The organism is Halalkalibacter kiskunsagensis (assembly GCF_037027555.1).
Taxonomy (GTDB): domain Bacteria; phylum Bacillota; class Bacilli; order Bacillales; family Bacillaceae_D; genus Halalkalibacter; species Halalkalibacter kiskunsagensis.
This window is the reverse complement of record NZ_JAXBLX010000040.1, coordinates 18,547-41,800: the sequence shown is the minus strand read 5'-3', so window position 1 is coordinate 41,800 and position 23,254 is coordinate 18,547. Positions and strand designations below refer to the sequence as shown.

At 36.8% G+C, this 23,254-nt stretch carries 16 protein-coding genes, 2 pseudogenes and 1 riboswitch; of the genes and pseudogenes, 16 read left to right on the top strand and 2 right to left on the bottom strand.

What is annotated here, in order from left to right:
* Positions 1-1,030: 1,030 nt before the first annotated feature.
* The 14 genes and pseudogenes from SLH51_RS19080 to SLH51_RS19015 form a co-directional block, all read left to right on the top strand.
* Positions 1,031-1,180: pseudogene (locus SLH51_RS19080) on the top strand (NAD-dependent malic enzyme); the annotation flags it as partial.
* 123 nt (positions 1,181-1,303) lie between these two features.
* On the top strand, positions 1,304-2,635 hold the full coding sequence (locus SLH51_RS19075) for a 2-hydroxycarboxylate transporter family protein (protein ID WP_335963069.1): 1,332 nt from the start codon (positions 1,304-1,306) through the stop codon (positions 2,633-2,635).
* A 27-nt stretch (positions 2,636-2,662) separates the two neighbouring features.
* Positions 2,663-2,845 (top strand): YolD-like family protein, encoded by a 183-nt coding sequence (locus tag SLH51_RS19070; protein WP_335963068.1) that lies wholly within the window; start codon positions 2,663-2,665, stop codon positions 2,843-2,845.
* Between the two features lie 91 nt (positions 2,846-2,936).
* On the top strand, positions 2,937-4,136 hold the full coding sequence (locus SLH51_RS19065; RefSeq protein WP_335963067.1) for an acetate kinase: 1,200 nt from the start codon (positions 2,937-2,939) through the stop codon (positions 4,134-4,136).
* Between the two features lie 181 nt (positions 4,137-4,317).
* On the top strand, positions 4,318-5,346 hold the full coding sequence (locus tag SLH51_RS19060) for a glyceraldehyde-3-phosphate dehydrogenase (protein ID WP_335963066.1): 1,029 nt from the start codon (positions 4,318-4,320) through the stop codon (positions 5,344-5,346).
* A gap of 154 nt (positions 5,347-5,500) precedes the next feature.
* Positions 5,501-7,087: a phosphoenolpyruvate carboxykinase (ATP) gene (gene pckA / locus SLH51_RS19055; protein ID WP_335963065.1), complete on the top strand. Its 1,587-nt coding sequence runs from the start codon at positions 5,501-5,503 to the stop codon at positions 7,085-7,087.
* 302 nt (positions 7,088-7,389) lie between these two features.
* Positions 7,390-8,892, top strand: a complete 1,503-nt coding sequence (gene mqo / locus SLH51_RS19050; protein ID WP_335963064.1) for a malate dehydrogenase (quinone) — start codon at positions 7,390-7,392, stop codon at positions 8,890-8,892.
* 299 nt (positions 8,893-9,191) lie between these two features.
* Positions 9,192-10,415 carry an NADP-dependent malic enzyme gene (ystJ, locus tag SLH51_RS19045; RefSeq protein WP_335963063.1) on the top strand — a complete coding sequence of 408 codons (1,224 nt, stop codon included), beginning with the start codon at positions 9,192-9,194 and terminating at the stop codon, positions 10,413-10,415.
* A gap of 538 nt (positions 10,416-10,953) precedes the next feature.
* The gene (dcuS, locus tag SLH51_RS19040) at positions 10,954-12,558 is read left to right on the top strand and encodes a DcuS/MalK family sensor histidine kinase (protein ID WP_390184032.1); all 1,605 of its coding nucleotides are present in this window, start codon (positions 10,954-10,956) and stop codon (positions 12,556-12,558) included.
* Positions 12,551-13,267, top strand: coding sequence for a response regulator (locus SLH51_RS19035; RefSeq protein ID WP_335963061.1), 717 nt, complete (start codon positions 12,551-12,553; stop codon positions 13,265-13,267). Before dcuS ends, SLH51_RS19035 begins: the two co-directional genes overlap by 8 nt.
* A gap of 193 nt (positions 13,268-13,460) precedes the next feature.
* Positions 13,461-14,429 (top strand): annotated as a pseudogene (locus SLH51_RS19030) (sugar ABC transporter substrate-binding protein).
* A gap of 541 nt (positions 14,430-14,970) precedes the next feature.
* Entirely contained in the window at positions 14,971-15,675 is a 705-nt protein-coding gene (locus SLH51_RS19025) for a response regulator (protein WP_335963060.1), read from the top strand.
* 417 nt (positions 15,676-16,092) lie between these two features.
* The gene (locus SLH51_RS19020) at positions 16,093-17,172 is read left to right on the top strand and encodes a TAXI family TRAP transporter solute-binding subunit (RefSeq protein WP_335963058.1); all 1,080 of its coding nucleotides are present in this window, start codon (positions 16,093-16,095) and stop codon (positions 17,170-17,172) included.
* A 166-nt stretch (positions 17,173-17,338) separates the two neighbouring features.
* Positions 17,339-19,318 carry a TRAP transporter permease gene (locus SLH51_RS19015; protein WP_335963057.1) on the top strand — a complete coding sequence of 660 codons (1,980 nt, stop codon included), beginning with the start codon at positions 17,339-17,341 and terminating at the stop codon, positions 19,316-19,318.
* A gap of 329 nt (positions 19,319-19,647) precedes the next feature.
* On the opposite strand, the gene SLH51_RS19010 is transcribed toward SLH51_RS19015, so the two are convergent.
* Together SLH51_RS19010 and SLH51_RS19005 are read right to left on the bottom strand one after the other, a co-directional pair.
* Entirely contained in the window at positions 19,648-20,109 is a 462-nt protein-coding gene (locus SLH51_RS19010; protein WP_335963055.1) for a hypothetical protein, read from the bottom strand.
* Between the two features lie 213 nt (positions 20,110-20,322).
* Entirely contained in the window at positions 20,323-20,841 is a 519-nt protein-coding gene (locus SLH51_RS19005) for an undecaprenyl-diphosphatase (RefSeq protein ID WP_335963054.1), read from the bottom strand.
* 180 nt (positions 20,842-21,021) lie between these two features.
* On the opposite strand from SLH51_RS19005, the gene SLH51_RS19000 reads away from it, so the two are divergent.
* Together SLH51_RS19000 and SLH51_RS18995 are read left to right on the top strand one after the other, a co-directional pair.
* Positions 21,022-22,506, top strand: coding sequence for an alkaline phosphatase family protein (locus tag SLH51_RS19000; protein WP_390184033.1), 1,485 nt, complete (start codon positions 21,022-21,024; stop codon positions 22,504-22,506).
* A gap of 160 nt (positions 22,507-22,666) precedes the next feature.
* A riboswitch (SAM riboswitch) is annotated at positions 22,667-22,782 on the top strand.
* 91 nt (positions 22,783-22,873) lie between these two features.
* Complete coding sequence (locus SLH51_RS18995) at positions 22,874-23,251, top strand: peptide-methionine (S)-S-oxide reductase (RefSeq protein ID WP_335963052.1); 378 nt, start codon at positions 22,874-22,876, stop codon at positions 23,249-23,251.
* Positions 23,252-23,254: the final 3 nt, after the last annotated feature.

Sequence of the window (23,254 nt, the reverse complement as noted above, 5' to 3'; positions counted from 1 at the left end):
AACTACAACAATGGATTGCAGGCTTACCTAACTACATCAAGGTCTACCTGCCTATTTCAGTGTGCGAAAGTTGAGTATTTAATAAATAGAAGGGAGCATATCATCTTGCATGTGCTTCTTTTTATTTTAGTTTAAAAGTCAGAGCTCGGTATTGTTATTCGTTTATGTTTGAACTAGTGTTTGAGATTACCAAAGGAGAACAAGGATGGAAGAATATACTGGCTTTTGGTTTCAACGGCGAAGTGCCCTTATATCTGAACCCAAAAATATTTATTCCTTCGCTATTTTTCTTAATGCCCCAAATAGAGTTCATTGGGGCAGCCTCAATCGTATAAAACACCTTCTAAATCATATGAATATTATGTTCACATTATTTTGGTAGCTATTATACAGCGCCTATTGCTCCGTATCAATTTTCAAACTGGCTTGATCTGATCTTCCGAGCTCCAACTTCTGTTTTACGGAAGAGGTCAATGGAAATTAAAACAAAGGATGATATAACCCAGCAAAAATAATGAATTTAGTGGATAAACTAAATTCATTATTTTTGCTCCTGCTAGGAAAGAGACACAGGGATTAAAGTGATATGCTAATAAAGGTCGCCAATCGGTCGATGTTCTTTTTGTCGTTGTGATGGATATGAATGGGGTTCGTTATTCTCATCCGAATAGTGAGTTAGTTGGAAAGTCATTTAAAGCAAAACGGAGTTCTTGGTGAGAGAAAGACTTATGGGGCAATAGGAAAACCTGTTATATTTATACGTAAACAAATACTTAACTAACTCGACATTTTAGCGGCCTTAGGTCGCTTTTTTTAATTACAAATTGTTTATTAAGTTACATAAACTGTCGCGAATTGTCCAAATTTAATAAACTATGGATAGTTAATTTGAAAACGATTACAGCAGAAAGGGGTATGAAATGAATCATAATTATCTAAAAGAAGAAGCGATTCGCTTACATCGTCAACATATAGGAAAAATAGAGGTAGTTAGTAGTAGAGATTAATAGTGAAGCAGCAGTTGTGACGAGTTATGGAAGGGAAATGTATGTTATTTAAAAACTTTGCAGGAATCGATGCCTTTCCGATCTGGCGTGACACAAAAGATGTCGATGACATTGTCACAATTATGAAAGCGCTACAACCAACTTTCGCTGGAATAAACTTAGAGGATATTTCCTAACACACTTGATAAGGAAGTTCCGAAAGTAGTTGCGGAAGCGCTTACGAATACAGTGATGGAAAGCAAGAAGGCTTTATTAATAACGAGTTAATGCTACAAATATGAAGGAGAGTGAGAGAAATGGAACAAACAGCAAAAAAGTTCGAAAATACGGAGCCTATAAGGAATAAGGAAAAGCTGTATGAGTTAAATCAAAAAACTGAAATGAAAATCTTAGGATTGCCCATCGTTTGGTTTGCTATATTTTTAACGATAACGATTGTAACCGTTTATACGGGCAATTTACCTGCAGGAATGATTGGAAGCCTACTCGTGATGGTTGTGTTTGGGGAATTACTCGGTTGGATAGGTGACAGATTACCAATCGTCAAAACCTATTTGGGTGGAGGAGCGATTGTAGCGATTTTTGGATCGGCTTATATGGTCTATAGTGGCATTCTTCCAGAAACGGTTACGACCGGTGTCACTGATTTTATGACAACAGGTGGTTTCCTCGATTTCTACATTGCTGCATTAATTACGGGAAGTATTTTAGGAATGAATTCTAAAGTTCTTATGAAAATTGGGGTTCGGTATTTTGTTCCTATTTTTGGAGCCGTTCTCGGGGCGATGGCTATAGCCGCTTTAGTAGGATTTTTAATTGGATTCTCTATACAAGAAGCGGTTCTAGTTATTACACTTCCGATCCTAGGTGGTGGAATGGGAGCAGGAGCGATTCCAATGGCACAAGTTTACTCTGAATTCTTGGGTAACTCACCGAGTTATTACATTTCGATGCTCGTTCCTGCCTTAGCACTTGGTAATGTATTTGCCATTATCTTTGCAAGTCTTTTAAATACTCTCGGAAATAAAGTACCGTCATTATCGGGGAATGGTCAGCTTATTCCTGGATTCAAGATGGAACAACAAAAGTCGACTTTTGATATTTCGAAGATGGGGATTGGTTTACTAGCAGCTTTATTATTCTTTGCTTGTGGTCACTTACTAGGGGCAATCATTCCCCTGCACCCGTATGCAATCATGATTGTTCTCGTGGCTATAGCTAAAATTGTAAATGTCATTCCACAAAATGTAGTGGAAGGTGCGAGTCAGTGGTATCAATTTGTTGCTAAAACATGGACACTTGCTTTGCTTTTTGGAATTGGTGTAGCGTTCACCGATTTAAATGCGGTGTTAGCTGCTATGAGTGTACAATATATTCTTCTTGTTGCAGGTGTGGTATTTGGTGCGGTGATAGGAGCTGCTCTTTTGGGAAAAGCAGTCGGATTTTATCCTATTGAATCTGCTATTACAGCTGGATTGTGCATGGCAAACATGGGAGGAACAGGTGATGTAGCTGTATTGTCAGCATCAAAAAGAATGCAGTTAATGCCTTTTGCCCAAATTGCATCAAGACTGGGCGGAGCGATTATCCTTTTATTGGCAGGATTGATCATTCCACTCTTTATATAAAGGGATAGTGATTGAGGAGATAGATAGATGTTTTTAAAAGAATTAGCCAAAAATCGTTTTATTACCATTATTTATTTTCAGAATGGATCTTTAAAAACATGCAAAGGTCGAGTATATAAACTTGATTTTTACAAACAGACCGTTAATGTGAAAAACGAACAACAAAAGGCCATCTCCATTCGTTTATCTAGTATTAAGGAAATTCAATAGTACATGGAAATGTTTCATTTTTTTAAATCATTCCATTTAAATACCCATTTCTAAAACGAAATGGGTTAGACAAAAAGGAGCCGTAAATATCATGTCAAAAATAATAGCAATCAATGCAGGGAGCTCTTCTTTAAAGTTCCAATTATTTGAAATGCCAAGTGAAGAAGTACTTATAGCTGGATTAATAGAACGAATCGGTTTAGATAAGGGAGTATTCACTATTTTAGTGAACGGAGAAAAAGTAAAAGAAATAATAGACATTCCAGACCATGCTGTTGCTGTTAAGATGCTTCTTAATAAGCTTACACATTTTGGAATTGTTAAGTCTATAAATGAAATTGAAGGAATCGGTCATCGTATTGTACACGGTGGTGAGATTTTTCATAACTCTGTTTTACTTACAGATGAAACACTTCAAAAAATTGAGGAGTTATCAGATTTAGCCCCACTTCATAACCCAGCAAATGTTGTTGGAGTTAAAGCCTTCAAAGAAGTTTTGCCAAATGTAAAAGCAGTAGCTGTTTTTGATACGGCATTCCATCAAACAATGCCGGAACGATCATTCTTATATAGTTTACCTTATGAATATTATGAAAACTATGGAATTCGTAAATATGGTTTTCATGGTACCTCACATCAATATGTATCTGAAAGAGCAGCAGAATTATTAGGGCGTCCGATCGAACAATTGCGATTGATTTCTTGTCACTTAGGAAATGGAGCGAGTATAGCAGCAATTGAAGGTGGAAAATCGATTGATACTTCAATGGGCTTTACTCCACTTGCAGGTGTTGCAATGGGGACTCGCTCAGGGAATATTGACCCAGCGTTGATTCCATTCATTATGGAAAAAACAGGTCAATCAGAAATCGAAGTGTTAGATATTTTAAATAAAAAGAGTGGAATATTAGGCATTTCAGGGTTATCAAGCGATCTTCGCGACATCGAACAAGCTGCTGAAAAAGGAAATGATCGTGCAGAAACAGCTCTTGAAGTATTCTCTAGTAGAATTCATAAATATATTGGTTCATACGCAGCACAAATGTCTGGAGTAGATGCTATTATTTTTACTGCTGGAATTGGGGAAAACAGTGATATTATCCGTTCACGTGTATTACGTGGTTTGAAATTCATGGGTGTTTATTGGGATCCTGCACTTAATCAGGTCCGTGGTGAAGAAAGATGTATTAGCTATCCGCATTCTCCGGTAAAAGTGATGATTATTCCGACGAATGAAGAAGTTATGATTGCTCGTGATGTAGTAAAAATACCAGTACCCGTACATCATTAAGATAAGGACATTTAGAATACCTTAGTTTTAGTAAAACGAACTTTTAGGAATGGAATGTTAATAGAGTAATTAAATTAAAAAAAGTAAAAAAAAACGATGAAATTTTTCGTTAATGTGATACACTATTTATAGAATTTTAGTTAAATAGTATAACTTAATTGATTGAGGGGGACTTATTAATATGATTAGTGTTGCTATTAACGGGTTTGGTCGTATTGGAAGAATGGTGTTTCGTCAAGCGATAAAAGAAGGCTCATTCCGGGTCGTAGCCATTAATGCGAGCTATCCGGCAGAGACGTTAGCACACCTTATTAAGTACGACACCGTACACGGGAAGTTTGACGGTACTGTAGAAGTATCGCAAGATCATTTATTGGTGGATGGTAAGAAAGTTAAGCTTCTTAATCAACGTAATCCGCAAGAGCTGCCTTGGAAAGAGCTAGGAATAGAAGTTGTAATTGAAGCAACAGGAAAATTTAATGCAAAAGAAAAAGCAAGTCTGCACTTAGATGCTGGGGCAAAGAAGGTCATTTTAACCGCTCCAGGTAAAAATGAAGACGTTACGATAGTAGTTGGTGTAAATGATGATCAATTGGATATTACAAAACACGATGTGATCTCAAATGCCTCTTGTACAACAAATTGTCTTGCTCCAGTCGTCAAGCTGTTAGATGAACAATTCGGCATTGAGAATGGCTTAATGACTACTGTACATGCTTATACAAATGATCAAAATAACATTGATAATCCACATAAAGATTTACGTAGAGCTCGTGCTTGTGCACAATCTATTATTCCAACAACAACCGGTGCTGCTAAAGCTTTGGCAAAGGTACTACCACATTTAACTGGAAAATTACATGGAATGGCACTACGCGTTCCGACTCCAAATGTATCGCTTGTAGACCTTGTAGTAGACGTAAAAAGTGATGTGACAGTGGAACAAATTAATAATGCTTTCGAGAATGCGGCTCAAGGATCTATGAAGGGAATTATACAATTCTGTGATTCACCGCTTGTGTCAGTAGATTTCAATACAAATCCAAATTCGTCTATTATTGATGGTTTATCTACAATCGTTATGGGGACCCGTAAGGTAAAAGTTCTTGCCTGGTATGATAATGAGTGGGGCTACTCTTGTCGAGTAGTAGATCTTGTAAAGCTAGTTACAAATCAGTTAGTTAGCCCAAAAAATATACAATATATTTAAGTGGTTGATTGAATACTACCAACTTAAGGCACCAATATTTCAGAAGAATTAACAAACAAATCCTTATAAATAGTGTGAATCATTTAAATAGATGTTATGTACTATTTGCGGGGATTACGAGAAATTTCATAAAAAAGATAAAAGGATGGTACATATGAGTATTGTGGACGTTCAAATCGAATTACATGATTTACTAAATAGCAGTAATGCACAAGTTCAATTAAGTGTTTCGCAGTTAGTGGAAAAAGTAATAGAGAGAAAAGAAGGTAAATTAACTTCTACCGGTGCTGTTTCTGTTTCAACGGGTAAATACACAGGTCGTTCTCCTAAAGATAAATTCATTGTTAAGGAAGCATCTACTGCAGATAAAATTGATTGGGGTACTGTAAACAAGCCTATTTCTGAGCAGCATTTTGATAATCTGTACACAAAGGTTTTAGAATACTTAAAAGAAAAAGAAGAAATCTTCGTATTTAAAGGCTTTGCCGGAGCTGATCACAGCTCTCGTCTTTCAATTCAAGTCATAAATGAATTTGCTTGGCATAACTTATTTGCACATCAATTATTTATTCGTCCGACAGAGATTGATTCTTTGAATCATGATGAACCATTTACAATTGTATCTGCTCCAACATTCAAAGCTAATCCGGATATTGACGGTACAAATTCTGAGACGTTCATCATTGTTTCTTTTGAAAAGCGTGTTATTTTAATTGGCGGTACTGAGTATGCAGGTGAAATGAAGAAATCTATCTTCTCTATCATGAACTACTTGTTACCAGAACAAGACATTTTACCTATGCACTGTTCTGCAAACGTATCTGAAGAAAGTGATGTGGCATTGTTCTTTGGCTTATCCGGAACAGGAAAGACAACACTATCTGCAGATCCAAACCGTAAGTTAATCGGTGATGACGAGCATGGCTGGTCTGATAACGGCGTATTTAATATTGAGGGAGGTTGCTATGCAAAATGCGTGAATCTATCTCGGGAGAAGGAACCTCAAATCTTTGATGCGATTACATTCGGTTCTGTACTAGAAAATGTGGTCATTGATAAGAAGACTGGTCTAGCAAATTACGATGATGTATCTTTAACAGAAAATACACGAGCAGCATATTCAATTGACGCAATTGATAATATCATGCTTCCAAGTGTTGCTGGACACCCAAATACAATTGTGTTCTTAACAGCTGATGCATTTGGTGTTTTACCTCCAATCAGCAAGTTATCTAAAGAACAAGCCATGTACCATTTCTTAAGCGGCTATACTAGTAAGCTAGCAGGAACAGAGCGGGGGGTTACATCTCCGGAAGTAACGTTTTCTACATGCTTTGGTTCTCCATTCTTACCGCTTAACGCATTTCGTTATGCTGAAATGCTTGGAGAAAAAATTGAAAAGCACAATGCAAAAGTATTCTTAGTTAACACTGGCTGGACTGGCGGAGAATATGGTGTAGGTCAACGGATGAATCTTTCCTACACTCGCGCAATGGTGAGAGCAGCGCTTAACGGAGATTTAGACAACGTGGAAACCGAAAAGGACGAGATCTTCGGTCTGGAAATTCCACTTCATGTTCCAGGTGTTTCAGATAACGTATTAATTCCAGAAAAAACTTGGACTGACAAGGAAGCTTATAAAGCAAAAGCTGTAGACCTTGCCAGCAAGTTCAATGAAAACTTCAAAAAGTTCACCAGTGTATCAGAAGAGATTGTTAAGCTGGGCGGACCTCTAGTATAACAAAAGCGGAGCCGACTTTTTAGCTCTTACAGAGATATTTAGTTCAATGACAGCTTATGATGGAAACTCTAAACAACTTATATATGAATTTTGCATCATTTTGTACAAACTTCACCTGTTGGTGAAGTTGTCTTTTTTTATCTTATGCATCGCTTACTATAAATCAAACAAATAGGTTTATAGTATATTACTAAATTAGTTAATTGAACTTTTAAAGGAACAGACTCTCTCATTGCTTTTTCATAAATAGTTACTATATTCACTAAACCATACAGAACATTTATAAGAAAGGGGAGGTAAAAATGAGCAACAGTGAAACGAAAACAGACGTTATTTTAATTGGTGCTGGAATTATGAGTGCAACTTTGGGAACACTTCTGAAAGAATTAGCACCAGATTGGAAAATAAAGGTATTTGAAAAACTTGCAAACGCAGGAGAGGAAAGCTCTAACGAATGGAATAATGCGGGCACAGGGCATGCGGCACTGTGCGAGCTTAACTATACGGTCGAAAAACCGGATGGATCCATAGATATTAGCAAAGCGATAAATATTAATGAACAATTTCAGGTTTCAATGCAGTTTTGGACGTATCTTGTAAACAAGCTGAAACAAAACCCACATGATTTTATCATGCCATTGCCTCATATAAGTTTAGTTCAAGGGGAACAAAATGTAACATTTTTAAAGAAACGATTTGAAGCGCTATCAAAGAACCCATTATTTCATGGGATGGAATTTTCCGATGATCCTGAAAAACTAATGGAATGGATTCCGCTTATTATGCAAGATCGCGCATCGAATGAGCCTATAGCAGCAACCAAAATCGACTCTGGAACTGATGTCAATTTTGGCGCTTTAACGCGCATGATGTTTGACCATTTAGAGAGTGAAAATGTCAATACACACTTCAATCATAGTGTTAGTGACATTAAACGTACTAGTGATGGATTATGGGAATTGAAAGTGCGGAATTCGGGTAGCGCTTCGGTTGAACGTCATACTGCAAAGTTCGTCTTTGTCGGAGGCGGGGGAGGAAGCATTCATTTACTGCAAAAATCCGGTATTCCAGAAGGAAAACATATTGGAGGATTCCCGGTAAGTGGATTATTTATGGTGTGTAATAACCCTGAAGTCATAGAGCAGCATCATGCAAAAGTATACGGAAAAGCTAAGGTTGGTGCTCCCCCAATGTCTGTTCCGCATCTTGATACACGATTTATCAACAATAAAAAATCATTGCTATTTGGACCGTTTGCCGGCTTTTCACCAAAGTTTTTAAACAATGGTTCAATGTTTGATTTAGTAACTTCCGTAAAACCGGATAATCTTGTAACGATGTTGGCAGCAGGCGTAAAAAACATGTCATTGACAAAATACCTGATCCAACAAGTTATGTTATCAAAAGAACAGCGCATGGAAGAATTACGTGAATTTATCCCAAACGCCAAAAGCGAGGATTGGGATTTAGTAGTAGCAGGCCAGCGTGTACAAGTTATTAAAGATACTGAAGCTGGTAGGGGAACACTTCAATTTGGTACGGAAGTTGTTAGTGCTGCTGATGGTTCAATTGCAGCATTGCTTGGCGCTTCTCCTGGTGCTTCTACCGCCGTACACGTCATGCTTGAAGTACTAACAAAATGCTTTCCTGATTATATGATTGAGTGGGAACCAAAAATTAAAGAAATGATTCCTTCTTATGGCTTATCATTAATGGAAAATCCAGATCTTCTAAACGAAATTTATACTCAGGCAGCTCAAACACTTGGTCTAATTGAAAAAAAGCCCGAACTGGCCTTTAGTTAATTCTTTAGAGCGGTTTGACTGTAACATTCGTTGTGTATTTAGCAAAAGTATTTTTAAAGTTAAAAAATACTTAATAAAGTTACAAAAGCTATGAAGTTTTCTAAGAAACATTATAATTATTGTTAAAGAAGGAGGAGTAAAAATAAAGCAGTAAAAACAGAAAGCGCTTTTTTTCTCCTGATATATACTTTCTAAATTTCCATAGTTACCATCTAATACGATCAGTGATATACAAAGTAATATGCTAATTACCATTTTAATTTGTAATAAAAATTCAACAATGACAGGGAGATTTAGTTATGTCAACATTACGCGAAGAAGCATTAAAGATGCATAAAGAAAATCAAGGAAAACTTAGTGTCAATTCTAAAGTCAAAGTACGTGATGCGAAAGATTTAAGTCTTGCTTATTCACCTGGTGTAGCGGAGCCATGTTTGGCTATTCATGAGAATGAAAGCAAAGTATATGATTACACAATGAAGGGAAATCTTGTTGCTGTTGTTTCAAATGGAACCGCTGTCCTTGGGCTTGGAAATATCGGTCCGAAAGCAGCTATGCCGGTCATGGAAGGGAAGGCATTGTTATTTAAAGAATTTGCCAATGTCGATGCCTTTCCTCTATGCATAAATTCGACTGACACGGATAAAATTGTCGAGCACGTTAAAATGTTAGAGCCTACTTTTGGCGGAGTAAACTTAGAAGATATCGCTGCACCGCAATGCTTTGAAATTGAAGATCGTTTAAGAAAAGAGTGCGATATTCCTATTTTCCATGATGACCAACATGGAACGGCTATTGTGACAGCAGCAGGACTCATTAATGCTCTTAAACTCGTAAACAAAAACATTGAGGATATTCGTATTGTGGCAAATGGGGCTGGTGCTGCAGGGGTAGCAATTGTAAAACTGTTACTAAATATGGGTGTAGGAGATGTTATTTTATGTGATACAAAAGGAATCATTTATAAAGATCGTCCGGTTGGCATGAATAAATTTAAAGAAGAAATGGCAAGCATCACAAATAAAGAACAAAAGCAAGGGTCACTAGCAGATGCATTAGAAGGTACTGATGTTTTTGTTGGGGTTTCTGCGGCAGGATCAGTGACAAAAGAAATGGTTCGGTCGATGAATCAGGATCCAATTATTTTCGCAATGGCTAACCCGGTACCCGAAATTATGCCAGAAGAGGCAAAAGAAGCGGGAGCACTCGTAGTTGGAACAGGACGCTCTGATTTCCCGAACCAAGTTAATAATGTCCTTGCATTCCCGGGAATTTTCCGCGGTGCTTTAGATGTTCATGCGAAGGAAATTAATGAAGAAATGAAAATTGCTGCGGTTTATGCAATTTCTGGACTAATTAACAGTGAAGAGTTGCACGCTGATTATGTCATTCCAGATCCATTTGATCCAAGAGTAGCAAAACATGTAGCAGATGCTGTTGCAGCTGCAGCAATAAATACAGGGGTTGCCAGAAAGAAATTGAATGCACAAGAACCTAGTGAGGATCTACTAGTAGTTAAATAAGCTTAGTAATTTTTAATAGGGGTATAAGCTTATTAAGCCTTGAACATACTTTGATTCTATAAGGAGAGAAGGGTGTTAAAGGAAGGCAATATTTTTATCTCGATTTAAAAGGTATACACGAAAAAATGATTTCGGTTCTTTTTTCTGGTATTAACGAAATTGCTTCATCATGAATCCTGCAGATCAAATAATATTTAGTGAGAGATTTTCTATTTTTAGCCTTCCTAATAATCTGTTAGGTAAGGCTTTTTATTTTAGAGCGTGTTCAAGAAGTTGGCAATGGCTTCACTCGCTACGCGTCCGTGCGAGAACCCCACTCACACGGACTTAAGGGCATGTAGCGGCTTCGCTCATTGCTTCGAGGTTGTTCAAAAAGTGAAAAAACACCCCTTTTTGAACAACCTCTTTTACAGAAGCTGCTAAAGCTCATTATGGGTAGGATGTTGATTGGAGCGAATGATAAAGGTAAACTTACTTTATTTTCATGGTAGTGCATTAAATGAAAGAATAAGCAGAGAAATTTTTAGGAGTGGATTCATTGTCAAAACAAAAATATAAGCTGAGTACGGTTATTATTTTCTTTGTATGCTTGGTCGTTATTTTATCTTTGCTTTTTACTGATTTATTAATTAGTCATACAGTAAGTGAATCAATTCGTAACAACCAAGAAGAAAAAGCAAAGATTGTATCAAGAACAGTTGCCAAATCTGAAATCGTTAAAAATGGGCTTGAGAAAGAAGAGGATGATGGTGCAATCCAAGAATATACAGTCGATATTCAACAAGCAGCTGATGTTCTTTTTGTCGTAGTAATCGATATGAATGGAATTAGAAAATCTCATCCCGATCCAGAAAAAATTGGGAAACAATTTGCCGGAGGGGATGAAAAAACAGTACTAAATGGAAAAGAACATATCTCGATATCGAAAGGGACACTAGAGCAGTCATTACGTGCATTTACTCCTATTTATAATGAAAGTGAACAGATAGGAGCGGTTGTAGTTGGGATCTCTCTTACTAATGTTAAACAAGCACTTGAAAAAAGTCATAAAAATATTTTAATTGGATCTATCGTAGGGATATTAGTTGGTATCGTAGGAGCAGTTTTCCTAGCAAGATATATTAAAAAGGTTTTATTTGGTTTAGAGCCGTGTGCGATTGCTAAAATTCATGAAGAACGAAATACGATGCTTCATTCTGTGCATGAAGGGATTATTGCAGTTGACAAAAATTCAACAATAACACTAGTCAATAAATCAGCTTTACGAATATTTACGAATATCGGCTTATCGGATAATCCAGTAGGAATGAAACTTACCGATTATCTCTCATTTTCTAAATTGGAACGTGTGTTAAAAACAGGAAAGTCTGAAAAAGATGAAGAGATAATGGTCAATGGTGTGACCCTTTTAACGAATCGAGCTCCTTTGATTGTTAACAAAGAAATTGTTGGAGCCATTTCAACGTTTAGGGACAAAACGGAAGTTTATCAATTAGCAGAGCAATTAACAGGTGTTCGGATGTATGCTGAAGCATTGCGTGCCCAGTCACATGAGTATATGAATCGGCTCCATGTCATTCTTGGAATGGTTAAAATGGGATTTTACGATGAGTTAATGGATTTTATAAATGAAATTGTGGATCATCGTGTAAACGAAGTTAGTTATGTTACCAAAAATATTAAAGATCCGGTACTTGCTGGATTTATTATGGGAAAGCTAAGTACTGCAAGGGAAAATAAGGTAGTGATGAAAATAGATAATGAGACAATCATTCCAAAACCCATCGAAGACCATGTTACCCATGAATTAATTACCATTATCGGAAATGTAGTAGATAATGCGATAGAAGCCATGAGTGAAATGAAGGAAAAGAAGCTGCAGTTAAAGCTAAACTATAATAAAAATCAACTTCTAATTAAAGTCTGGGATTCAGGTCCGGGTCTTAAAAAGGAACAATTTACTCATATTTTTAAAAAGGGGTATTCGACAAAGGGTGAAAATCGTGGTTACGGATTCTATTTAGTGGGTAAAAGTATCGAAACTTTAGGAGGATCAATCCAACTAAACTTAAGTGTTGAAAAAGGTACAGAGTTTATCATTCAAGTTCCTTACAAGGGAGAGGAGGAGGGGGCAAATGATTAATGTTCTAATTATAGATGATGATCCGATGGTAGCAGAGTTTAATAAACGATACTTAAAAAAAATTGATGGTTTCATTTTAGTTGGTGTCGTACATTCGGTAAATGAAGCGACAAAAATCATCAATAATCAAAAAGTTGATCTAGTACTTTTAGATATCTACATGCCAGGCGAAAACGGGTTAACTTTATTAAGTAAAATAAGAAAAGAAAAAAGGAAAATAGATGTTATTCTCATTACAGCGGCCTCTAATGTAGATAAAATTCAGATAGCGTTAAGACATGGAGCTGTAGATTATTTAATTAAACCATTTGAATTTGAGCGATTCCACCAAGCACTTACTTCTTACCAGGAAAAATACGCAACTCTAAATCAACATAGTAAGATGAACCAGAAGGACTTAGACGAGCTTTTACTAGTGAAACAGGGTGAAATTGCTGTGGCTGAACCATTAAATCCTCTGCCAAAAGGATTATCTAGAAAGACTTTAAATATCGTTATTAATGCAATTAAAAAGCAAGGAAATACTTCATTTACGACAGATGAAATGGCAGAAATTACAAATATATCAAGAGTTTCCATTCGAAAGTATTTAAAGTTTTTAAATGAGATTCGTGTTATTGATGAAACATTAACCTATGGTATAGGTAGACCTCTTTATTCTTATATGTTTAATGAATCCAATCAATTTTTACTGGAACAGTATGAGTAATAAAACGCATTGAGGAGTTTTTCTCAATGCATTCTTTTTTAAAGTTTAAAACTTTAACAATAGTTACATAATCTATGAAATTTCTTTGAAAATGACTAAGATAAGGAAGAAATAATAAACGAGAAAATGATCGAAAACAACAATCTTCAAGGAATTTTACTTTTCACCTTGATCTAGTAAATAGAAAGAAAGCATGAGGAGGAAACGTATAGTGAAAAAGAAATTGATAGTTCCACTAGCCCTTTGCGTTTTTACCATGACTTTCATAAGTTTTACAGTTTGGTTTCTTAAGGAACAGGATAAGCCTAATATTATAATCGTTGCACAAAGATTGGATATTGAGTATTGGAAAATATTTGAGTCAGGGGCCAAAAAAGCCTTACAAGATTTTAAATTAGATGGTAAAGTAATAGCTCCTGAATCGTTCTTTCCTATTAGTAATAAGCCTAACATGTTAAAAGAGGTTCTTAATCAACAACCAGATGCGCTAATTGTAGCTCCTATTGACGAAGAGGTTACTATTCCTGTATTGATGGAATATAAGAAAAAAAATATTCCTGTGCTTCTTGTGTCTAGGGACATTGAATGGGAAGATAAAACCGCCTTTATCGGACCGGACCACTATGCATTGGGTGAAATGGCAGGTAAGGTGTTGGGTTCAATGCTGTAGCCAGGAGATCAAGTGGCTATCATTTTTGGGCTAGCGGATGATCAAGCTATGATTGATCGAACAAAAGGGGCAAAAAAGATGTTGGAGAATATCGGAGTAAAGGTTGTTGCAGAAAGATCAGGGTATGACGATTTGGCAAATCCAACACCAGTGATGGGAAGCATTTTGCAGTCCTATCCAAATATTAAAGGGGTAATTGCTACTTCTGATCGATTAGCTCTAGAGGTATTAGGAACGCTAGAGAAAGAAGGTGTAAAAATCCCAATTATCGGTACAGATGGGATAATAGAAATGACCGAATTTGTTGGAGTAGGAAAGGTAGACGCCACTATAGCGCAGAATCCTTATGATATGGGATATCTAAGCGTAGTACAAGCACAGAAAGCAATTAAAGGAGACAGTACCGAAAAGATAATTGATAGTGGAATTGACATCTTAACGGTGGATAATGCGCAAGATAGATTAAACTTCTTAAAAAAATTATTACGGTAAAGTAAATCTACTATTATTTATAGAATAAGTCGATTCCTATAATAAATTGCTATATTTTATTTATTACTGGCATTATATTAATAGGGTACCTTTTAAATGTAAATACCATATTTGTAACCGCTATCATTACCGCGCTTTTTGGAGTATGGAGAGTTTGGCTTTTAGCTACCCATATTAAAAGCCAAACATTTGAAATGGAGCCTGAAGAGTTAGCGCGTGTATTAGTTGAAAGGACAGAAAGCGGTTTTAAGTAATCGAATTCCAATTACAGTAGGGGGGATAAAACAGTTGGTGAAGTGCCTATTTTCCAAGACCGAATAGAGGTAAATCGATTAGCCTAGGAGCTAATGGGGGTACAAGCTTTTGTGGAGTCATTGCGCGTCAAAAATCATGAATATTCGAATAAACTACGATAGGTTGATTAATTCAATTAGAAGAAGGACAAGAGCCACTAGAATATATATTGACATTAATAGCGGTGTGGAATAACGGACAGAGTGTATCATTACATTGCCAATGATGAGAGGGGTTGAGGAGACAAGTGGGTAAAAAACTAATTGAGTCTATTCATGTTTTACTTGTTGAAGATGATCCAATGGTTCAACAAGTGAATCGGATGTTCATTGAGCAAATAGACGGATTCTTAGTCGTTGGCGCTGCTTCAACAGGATTAGAGGGAAAAAAGCAAATTGAACATCTTAAGCCTGATCTCGTCTTATTGGATATTTATATGCCTGACCAAGATGGACTCTCCTTAATTCAAGAGTTGCGGCAAGAGAAAATAGATGTTGATATCATTGCTATTACAGCGGCAAATGATACAACGACGGTTAAAACGTTATTGCGACATGGAGTGATCGATTATATCGTAAAGCCTTTTACTTTTGAACGTTTGAAGCAAGCGTTTCAACAATATAAAGATGTCTATAGACAACTGAATCAAGACGGGCTGATGTCTCAAGATAAATTAGATGCAGTTTTGTCATCACCTAAAAACAATGAGCAAAAACCCTCAGCTGATTTACCAAAAGGACTGCAAGAGCAGACGCTAAATCAAATCTATAACTATTTAAGCAAAATGAAAGAATCTAAGTCAGCAGAAGAAATAGGCAACAATGTTGGACTGGCGAGAGTGACGGCTAGAAGGTATTTGAATTATTTAGAATCGATTGGAAAAGTAGAAATGGACCTAACTTATGGTGCTATTGGTCGTCCAATTCAAATGTATCAGTTGAAAGGATTGTGAAGGGAGTATGAAAGGATTCATTGTAATTATGTCGTTTTTAATTATTGGAATCATTACGGCTTTTTACATTGAATTTGGTATTACGATTGTTAATAAGCCAACAGCATCCCAATTGATTATTTAACCGAAGAAGAAAAACATATGTGGAGAGAAAAATTAAAACCAGTTTATCAAAAACATTCTCAGGACATTGGGAAGGAAATTATTGAAATATAGATCAAAGGAGTAAAAGTCTTGATTAGACTTTTGCTCTTTTTGCATTGGGGGTATGGTACCCCCTTTTACAAAAGCATTGCTGATATTCTTAGTTCCGAGACCAAAAAGACCAAAAAGAATATTAAGTTCAAATCCAGACAAGCCTATGAAAGCGCTTTATAATCTGAATAGTTAGAAAAACATTATAAGGGGGAACAAGCAATGAAAAAATTTTTTAGGCGCTCAATGTTGACAGCGATTGCAAGCTTCGGATTAGTGTTTGTTACGGCATGTGGAGGTAGTGAATCAAGTGCACCAGCAGGTAACGATGACTCTGGTTCAGTTGGTGATGCAGGCGAAACTGTTGAATATCAGGATGCACCATCAACTGTTGTCATTGGTACAGCATCACAAGGTGGAGTGTACTATATTTACGGCGGCGGACTAGGTCATCTACTTGAAAGTAAGCTTGGCGTTACAGCAAATGTTGAGGTGACAGGTGGACCGGTTGATAACATTCGTTTAATTGAAGCTGGAGACCAAGACCTTGGGATGATTACAACTGGACCAGGATACGAAGCGATTAATGGTGTTGGTACTGAGTTTGAGGGAAATCCGCATGATGATATCCGTGTTGTATTCCCAATGTATTATACGCCGTTTCACTGGTGGGCTTTAGAATCAAGTGGTGTTGCGTCTCTTGATGATATGGCAGAAAAAGGGATTGGTCGTACAGGAGTAGGTCCTATGGGTGGTACTTCAGGTACGTACTTACCCCAAATTCATGAACTTCTTGGATTAAATGCTTCACCTGTTTACGCAGGTGCTGGTGATATGACCAGTCAACAACAAGATGGTCAACTTGACGTTATAGGTTTCGCTGCAGGTCTTCCAATTCCAGCTGTACAAGAGGTAGCAGCATTACGTGATATCAATTTGTTTGGTATTGACGGGGAGCAACGTGATCAAGTAATTGAGAACTTCCCATTCTTTACACCTTACACAATTGAAGCAGGAACATATGAAAATATTGAGCATGATGATATTGAGACAATCGCTCAATTTAACTTCGGTATCGTTCACAAAACAATGAACATTGACTTTGTCTATGATCTAGTAAAATCTTATCACGAAAATAATGATCTTTTAGTTACGACGCATTCATCGGCAAAAGAAGCAGTTGAGGAAGCAATCTTGCTTAACGAAGTAGTTCCATTACACCCTGGTGCAATTAAGTATTACGAAGAAATCGGTATTGATTTACCAGAAACTGTTTACCCAGCTGAGTACCAAAACGAATAATTAAGGAGTGGCTCAAAGGGGTCAGACCCCTCTGAGTCTCCTCTTTAATCAAAATGATATTCCAAAAGGTATCAAAAAGAACAAGCTGCTTTTTTGAATAAAATGATTCTGCATTATGGGAGGAATTCTTTTAAAGGTAGAAATATAAATGGGGGGGGTTATTCCTTTGAGCAAAGACAAAAACAACAATAAACTTAAAAAGGAAGAAGTTAAATCAATTGTCAGCGATGATAAAGCAAAAGAGCTTGAAGAAGCGGTTGAAGGTTCGAATATGAGGTTATTATCTGGATGGCTGAAATATACGTTTATGTCGATTGCCGTATTTGGGGCATTATTTCATCTATATATCTTAAATTTTCACCCAATTGACCCAATGATTTTTAGAAGTATTCACTTAGCTTTTGGGGCAGTATTAGGGTTCATTCTATTTAAAGGTTGGAAAACAAACTCAAACAAAGTTACGATTTTTGACTGGCTACTAATTGCGTCGATCCTTTATGTGACATTTTATATTTATACAAACCTGAATGCGGTATTAAGTCGTTTTGGTACAGTGCCACAAACGCATGATACGATCGTTGCGATACTAGGGTTCATCGTTGTATTGGAGTTAACTCGCCGTACAAGCGGCTGGACACTCCCAATACTCGCTAGTGTTTTCTCTTTATATGCATTTATCGGTCCTTATTTACCTGGTATTTTAAATCATAGAGGCTACAGCTTCGATCGTTTTGTCACATATATTTTTAAGGATAATGGAATTTTTGGTGTTACGTTAGACGTATCTTCGAAATATATTTTGCTCTTCATTGTCTTCGGTGCATTCTTACAAATGTCTGGTGTAGGTCGTTACTTTATCGACTTTGCCTTCTCACTAGCAGGGGGAATGCGAGGGGGACCAGCAAAAGTTTCTGTTATCTCTAGTGGGTTAATGGGTATGATGAACGGGACGTCTGCGGGTAATGCTGTGGCAACGGGTTCCCTAACAATTCCGTTGATGAGACGTGTTGGTTATAAAGGTCAATTTGCTGCCGCGACTGAAGCAACGGCATCTGCAGGGGGGCAAATTATGATTCCCATTATGGGTGCCGGTGCCTTTATTATGGCTGAGGTTACAGGAATAAAATATTCGGAGATTATTATTGCTGCTACGATCCCGGCATTGCTTTACTTCTTATCTGTTTACTTTATGGTTGATTTTCAAGCGATCAAAAACAATATGAGAGGGTTAAAGCGGAGTGAATTACCACCATTGAAAGGGATTATGAAGCAAGCTTACTTGTTCATTCCGATTATTATCTTAATTGGAGCGCTATTGATGGGCTTCTCTGTTATTCGCTCGGGTACAGTAGCGATCCTTGCTTGTTTACTAGTAAGCTGGGTTCAGCCAAGTACTCGAATGGGCTTGAAGAAAGTGTTACAAGCGCTTGAACTCGGTATGAAAAATACGATTCAGTTACTTGCTGTTTGTGCGTGTGCTGGTATTATCGTAGGAGTGATTGCATTAACAGGGGTAGGTCAGCGTTTCAGCTCAATGTTACTAGGTATTGCTGATAACAACATGCTTCTTGCTTTATTCTTTGCGATGTTAATCTCGATTATCTTAGGGATGGGAATGCCAACAACAGCAGCATATGCAGTTGCCGCTTCCGTTGTTGCTCCAGGCCTTATTCAAATGGGACTTGAGCCATTATCTGCTCATATGTTTGTCTTCTACTATGCAGTAATGTCAGCGATTACGCCGCCAGTTGCCCTAGCAGCCTACGCTGCAGCAGGTGTTGCAGGCACCGATCCATTTAAAACCGGTGTCACCGCGTTTCAGTTAGGGATTGCTGCGTTTATCGTCCCGTTCATGTTTATCTATAGCCCTGAAATCATGATGATTGGCTCAACTGGAAGTATCGCTCTAGCGGTTCTTACAGCATCGTTTGGAATTTACTTCTTAGCTGCATTGGTTCAAGGATGGTTTGCAGGTGCTAGCACAAACTGGATCGTTCGAGGTCTGTTGTTAGTTGCATCATTAACCTTGATCAATTCAAACGTCTATATGGATGTAGTTGCTATTGGTCTAGCTATCATTGCAGTCTTGATTCAAAGAGCTAAAAAAGGAACGGGTGCGGGTTTGCGAACAGATAAAGCCGTGTAAAAAAAGTGAGAAACTCAGCCCAGCGTTCTGTCGGGCTGAGTTGTTATTGTGTGCATAAATAGATTGCTTAAGGCACGAGAATCTTCTAAGACTAAGAGCCGTGACAACGATCATCTCTTTAGAAGACAAAAGGGTGAGACAGGATGTTGCCAGGCACCTTAAAAAAGTCAAAGGGGTAATCGTACTATATTCCAATTTATAGAAATAGATGTTCCCACTAACGGCAACAATCCCATCAATTTCACCTACAATAATTGCTAGTTGGAAGTCATAAATTCAAGCAACATCCATTGCTTTTATTTAACCTTGAATAGTAGATGTATCTTCTTCTAATAAGCATATTGACTATATTGGTTTTGATTTTGAATATCAAATCCCATTTGTCTTAAAAGCTGTTGAGCAGAAGACATACTTTGTTCAGTTTGTTGTTGCCAACTAATAACGTTTTGAATAAAGGGTTTAAATTCATTAGGGGCGTTGTCTCTCATGACGTGTAACCATCTCATTACTTCTTGATCTTCTCTAAGCGCACTGTTGACACATGAAATCAACGTATTAATAATTGAATCATGATATTCACCATTTTGTAATCGTTGTGCAGAACCTACCGCTGTTACTCGGTGGTAAGAAGCGGGAACAAGGTGCTCATGCATTTCGGGATTTCCTTTTAGGTTTTGTGTAGTTGGAATGTGAAATAATTGTGTACTCATTGAACAAACCATTTTTTCTGCGTATAAACTTTGGTCTAAAAGCTCTATAACAGAAGACCAATCTTGGCGATAATAATACATACATTCACCCACTTATTATGAAATTACGATATCATATGTTAGTTAGTGATATTTGCTGCAAGGGGATTTTGCTACAAATCTCTCATATCTATAAAAAGATGTTTTCTATACAGGGAAGGGATATTTCCCAATAACTGTTTTTAGATAGCGTAGAAAAATAGTTAAAAGAAGCCAGGGAATATGTGCTCCTCATAACTATAAAGTGAAATCCTATTATTTTAAGGGGTTATATTTTGAAGCGAACCGGTTAGAAGCTTTATCAGTGAAGATACTTGTGACGATACTAATGAAGGCACTTCCGATTATATCAGATGGAAAATGATGTCCTACCCAAATGCGTGAAAACCCCGTTAACATGGATAGCCCCAACATGATCGACCCGAGAATACGTTCCCGTAGAAAAATCGAAGTAGCTATAGCAAACACAAGCAGTGTATGTTTACTTGGAAAAGAAGAGTCTGTCTTTGAAGGAATAAGAATGCCTACACGGTGTTTCACAAAAGGGCGGGGTTTAAAATACACCAGCCTAATCAACCTATTGATGAACAAGGTAAATACTGCAGATTTAATTGCAGATAGTGCCACTTTTCTGTGTGAATTTTGAAACAACATTAGAATTAAAACAAATATAAATATATAGCGAACCTTGTTTGAAAAAAATATCATTAGTATATCTAATAAAGAATTTCTTCCTGCCAACTGATTGACCTCTCTAAATAGTTTGTAGTCCATTAACTAGTCCCCCTTTATACTGTCGAAGCATATTATTCCCTTTGTAATAAGAAACATGTAGGACACGGAAATGAGAGGGAAGTTAGCACGTAGTGAATTGATATTTTCCTTCATAATTTATTATTATTTTTGCATACTAAAAAATGAACAGTGGGTTTCTTAAGTGAAATTTTAATAAGGATGAAAGGGGTGACTTACATTACTACTTCCAATAAACCAGTTATTATGGTAATGCTTGATACATTGATGGATAAACCGTTACAGCTTGCGTTAAAAGAGGAAACCTTACCTGCTTTTACATACTTTATGGAACATGGGACATATTATTCAAGCGTTGTTGCTCCTTTCCCTACAATGTCAGTAAATGTGGAAAGCACATTGCTCACAGGACATTATTCAGATCAACATGGAATCCCTGCGCTTACATGGTATAGCGAAAAAGAAAATAGGATCATTAATTATGGGACGCACCTAATTGATCAAATGAAACTTGGACTTAGTAAATGCTTGAAAGATACTCTTTACCGATTAAATAATGAACATTTAAATACAAAAGTGAAAACAATTCATGAGGAGTTAAACGAGCAAGGGAAAAAAACTGCTTCTATCAATCCGCTTGTAAACAGAGGGAACGTTCCGCACCAATTAACCATTCCTAGTTTTATCCGGTTCTTCGTTACTATTGATAAGCATATTGAAACGCAGACTGCCACAAAGTATGTCTATGGTCGCTTATCTAGGCTGGATCCTAATGGGAAATACAGCAGTGTTTGGCATAAATATGGTTTTAATAATAAATTCTCCGCTCAAGAATTTACTCATTTAGTCAATAATCATGATATTCCTGATTTTTCCCTAGTCTATCTCCCTGATCATGATAAGAACGTTCATAAACGTGGACCTATGGATACGAAGGGGATTAAGGAAATGGATAAAAACTTACAGACGATGTTGGACTCCTTTCCGACATGGGAAGAGGCACTTGATAATTATATTTGGATTTTGATTGGAGATAATGGTCAATCGGGCATAAAGGATGACAAATCACAAGCCTTTGTTGACCTAAGGAAATTATTACAGCCATTAAAGGTTACAAAATTGAGTAAGGGTGTGCGAAAAGAAGATCAAGTAGTGTTAGCAAACAATTTGAGGTCATGTTTTATCTATTCATTAAATACAGACGATGTACCACTAACAGAGATTGTCGAGAAATTGAAAACAGAGGAACGCCTCGATATGATCTCCTGGAAGATAGATCAATGGATTCATGTTGCTGCGGGTGACAAAAAAGAAAGCTTTCAATTTAAAGAAGGTGGACAAGTAAAGGATGAATTCGATCAAACTTGGGAGATTAGGGGAGATCATTCTATTCTTGATTTAACTATAACGGGAAACGATGTCACTTTCGGTGATTTTCCTGATGCTCTAAAAAGGCTTCATAGCACTCTTCATTCTCATGAAGGAGACTTTGTAGTTATATCAGCAAAACCAGGGTATGAGTTAAGAGGGGAAGTTACTCCTTCTCATGCGGGAGGCGCTAGTCATGGAGGATTTCATAAAAATGATTCTTTGATTCCGATGCTGGTTACAGGGACAGAAACGACACCTGATTTTTTCCGTATGGTCGACTTGAAAAAGTGGATTTTAGACCTTACTAGTTCATAACTTAGCAATCAAAATAAATAACTATTAGGAACAAGAAAGAGCCAACAAAAAGGCAACTTTTATCATTATTTTTAAAATATTACTTGAATTTTAGCTAAGTGGTTGATAAGATTAGTATCAATAAAGTTGTTAAAGAATAAAAAATTAAATAGCGATAAACTTCTTATCCAGAGTGGTAGAGGGACAGGCCCTATGAAACCCGGCAACCATCAAGTCAAAATATTGACTTGAACGGTGCTAATTCCTGCAAAGGTGTTAACCTTTGAAAGATGAGAGCAATGTATTTAATCATACTAACCTCTCTTTAAATTAAAGAGAGGTTTTTTTGAATGGATGAGAGGCTTATCGCTCAGGAGGAGCGATAATAATGGAAAAAGCAGTGTTTGGTGCAAGTGAATTTTTCAGTCAAAAAGCGTTTATTACAGTTTTTCGTGGTATTGAATATGTTCAAATAGGGCATTTAAAACGGGCCAATGTAGATCTAGTAGAAATATGGTTTGATCCTTGGAAAGTATCCTATAACGAATTATTAGATTTGTTTTTTGACTTGCATGACCCAACAATTAGAGAAGGTCAGCAAGTTAAAAATCAATCATTCATTTTCTTTTCTACTATTAATCAATTAACTATAGCTAAACAAAAGAAAAACGAACTAAAACATATTTTAAAAGATGAAATTATTACAGAAATTACCCCAGTATGGGAACATATTAATAGCTTGGAAGAGATCCAACGAATATCTTAATTA

What these genes read in the sequence shown, in the direction of transcription:
- SLH51_RS19035 (WP_335963061.1), top strand. Translation starts at nt 12,551, where the DNA reads ATGATTAATGTTCTAATTATAGATGATGATCCGATGGTAGCAGAGTTT.
- SLH51_RS19010 (WP_335963055.1), bottom strand. Translation starts at nt 20,109, where the DNA reads ATGTATTATTATCGCCAAGATTGGTCTTCTGTTATAGAGCTTTTAGAC.
- SLH51_RS19070 (WP_335963068.1), top strand. Translation starts at nt 2,663, where the DNA reads ATGTTTTTAAAAGAATTAGCCAAAAATCGTTTTATTACCATTATTTAT.
- ystJ (WP_335963063.1), top strand. Translation starts at nt 9,192, where the DNA reads ATGTCAACATTACGCGAAGAAGCATTAAAGATGCATAAAGAAAATCAA.
- SLH51_RS19065 (WP_335963067.1), top strand. Translation starts at nt 2,937, where the DNA reads ATGTCAAAAATAATAGCAATCAATGCAGGGAGCTCTTCTTTAAAGTTC.
- SLH51_RS19060 (WP_335963066.1), top strand. Translation starts at nt 4,318, where the DNA reads ATGATTAGTGTTGCTATTAACGGGTTTGGTCGTATTGGAAGAATGGTG.
- SLH51_RS18995 (WP_335963052.1), top strand. Translation starts at nt 22,874, where the DNA reads ATGGAAAAAGCAGTGTTTGGTGCAAGTGAATTTTTCAGTCAAAAAGCG.
- SLH51_RS19020 (WP_335963058.1), top strand. Translation starts at nt 16,093, where the DNA reads ATGAAAAAATTTTTTAGGCGCTCAATGTTGACAGCGATTGCAAGCTTC.
- pckA (WP_335963065.1), top strand. Translation starts at nt 5,501, where the DNA reads ATGAGTATTGTGGACGTTCAAATCGAATTACATGATTTACTAAATAGC.
- SLH51_RS19075 (WP_335963069.1), top strand. Translation starts at nt 1,304, where the DNA reads ATGGAACAAACAGCAAAAAAGTTCGAAAATACGGAGCCTATAAGGAAT.
- SLH51_RS19000 (WP_390184033.1), top strand. Translation starts at nt 21,022, where the DNA reads ATGAAAGGGGTGACTTACATTACTACTTCCAATAAACCAGTTATTATG.
- mqo (WP_335963064.1), top strand. Translation starts at nt 7,390, where the DNA reads ATGAGCAACAGTGAAACGAAAACAGACGTTATTTTAATTGGTGCTGGA.
- SLH51_RS19005 (WP_335963054.1), bottom strand. Translation starts at nt 20,841, where the DNA reads ATGGACTACAAACTATTTAGAGAGGTCAATCAGTTGGCAGGAAGAAAT.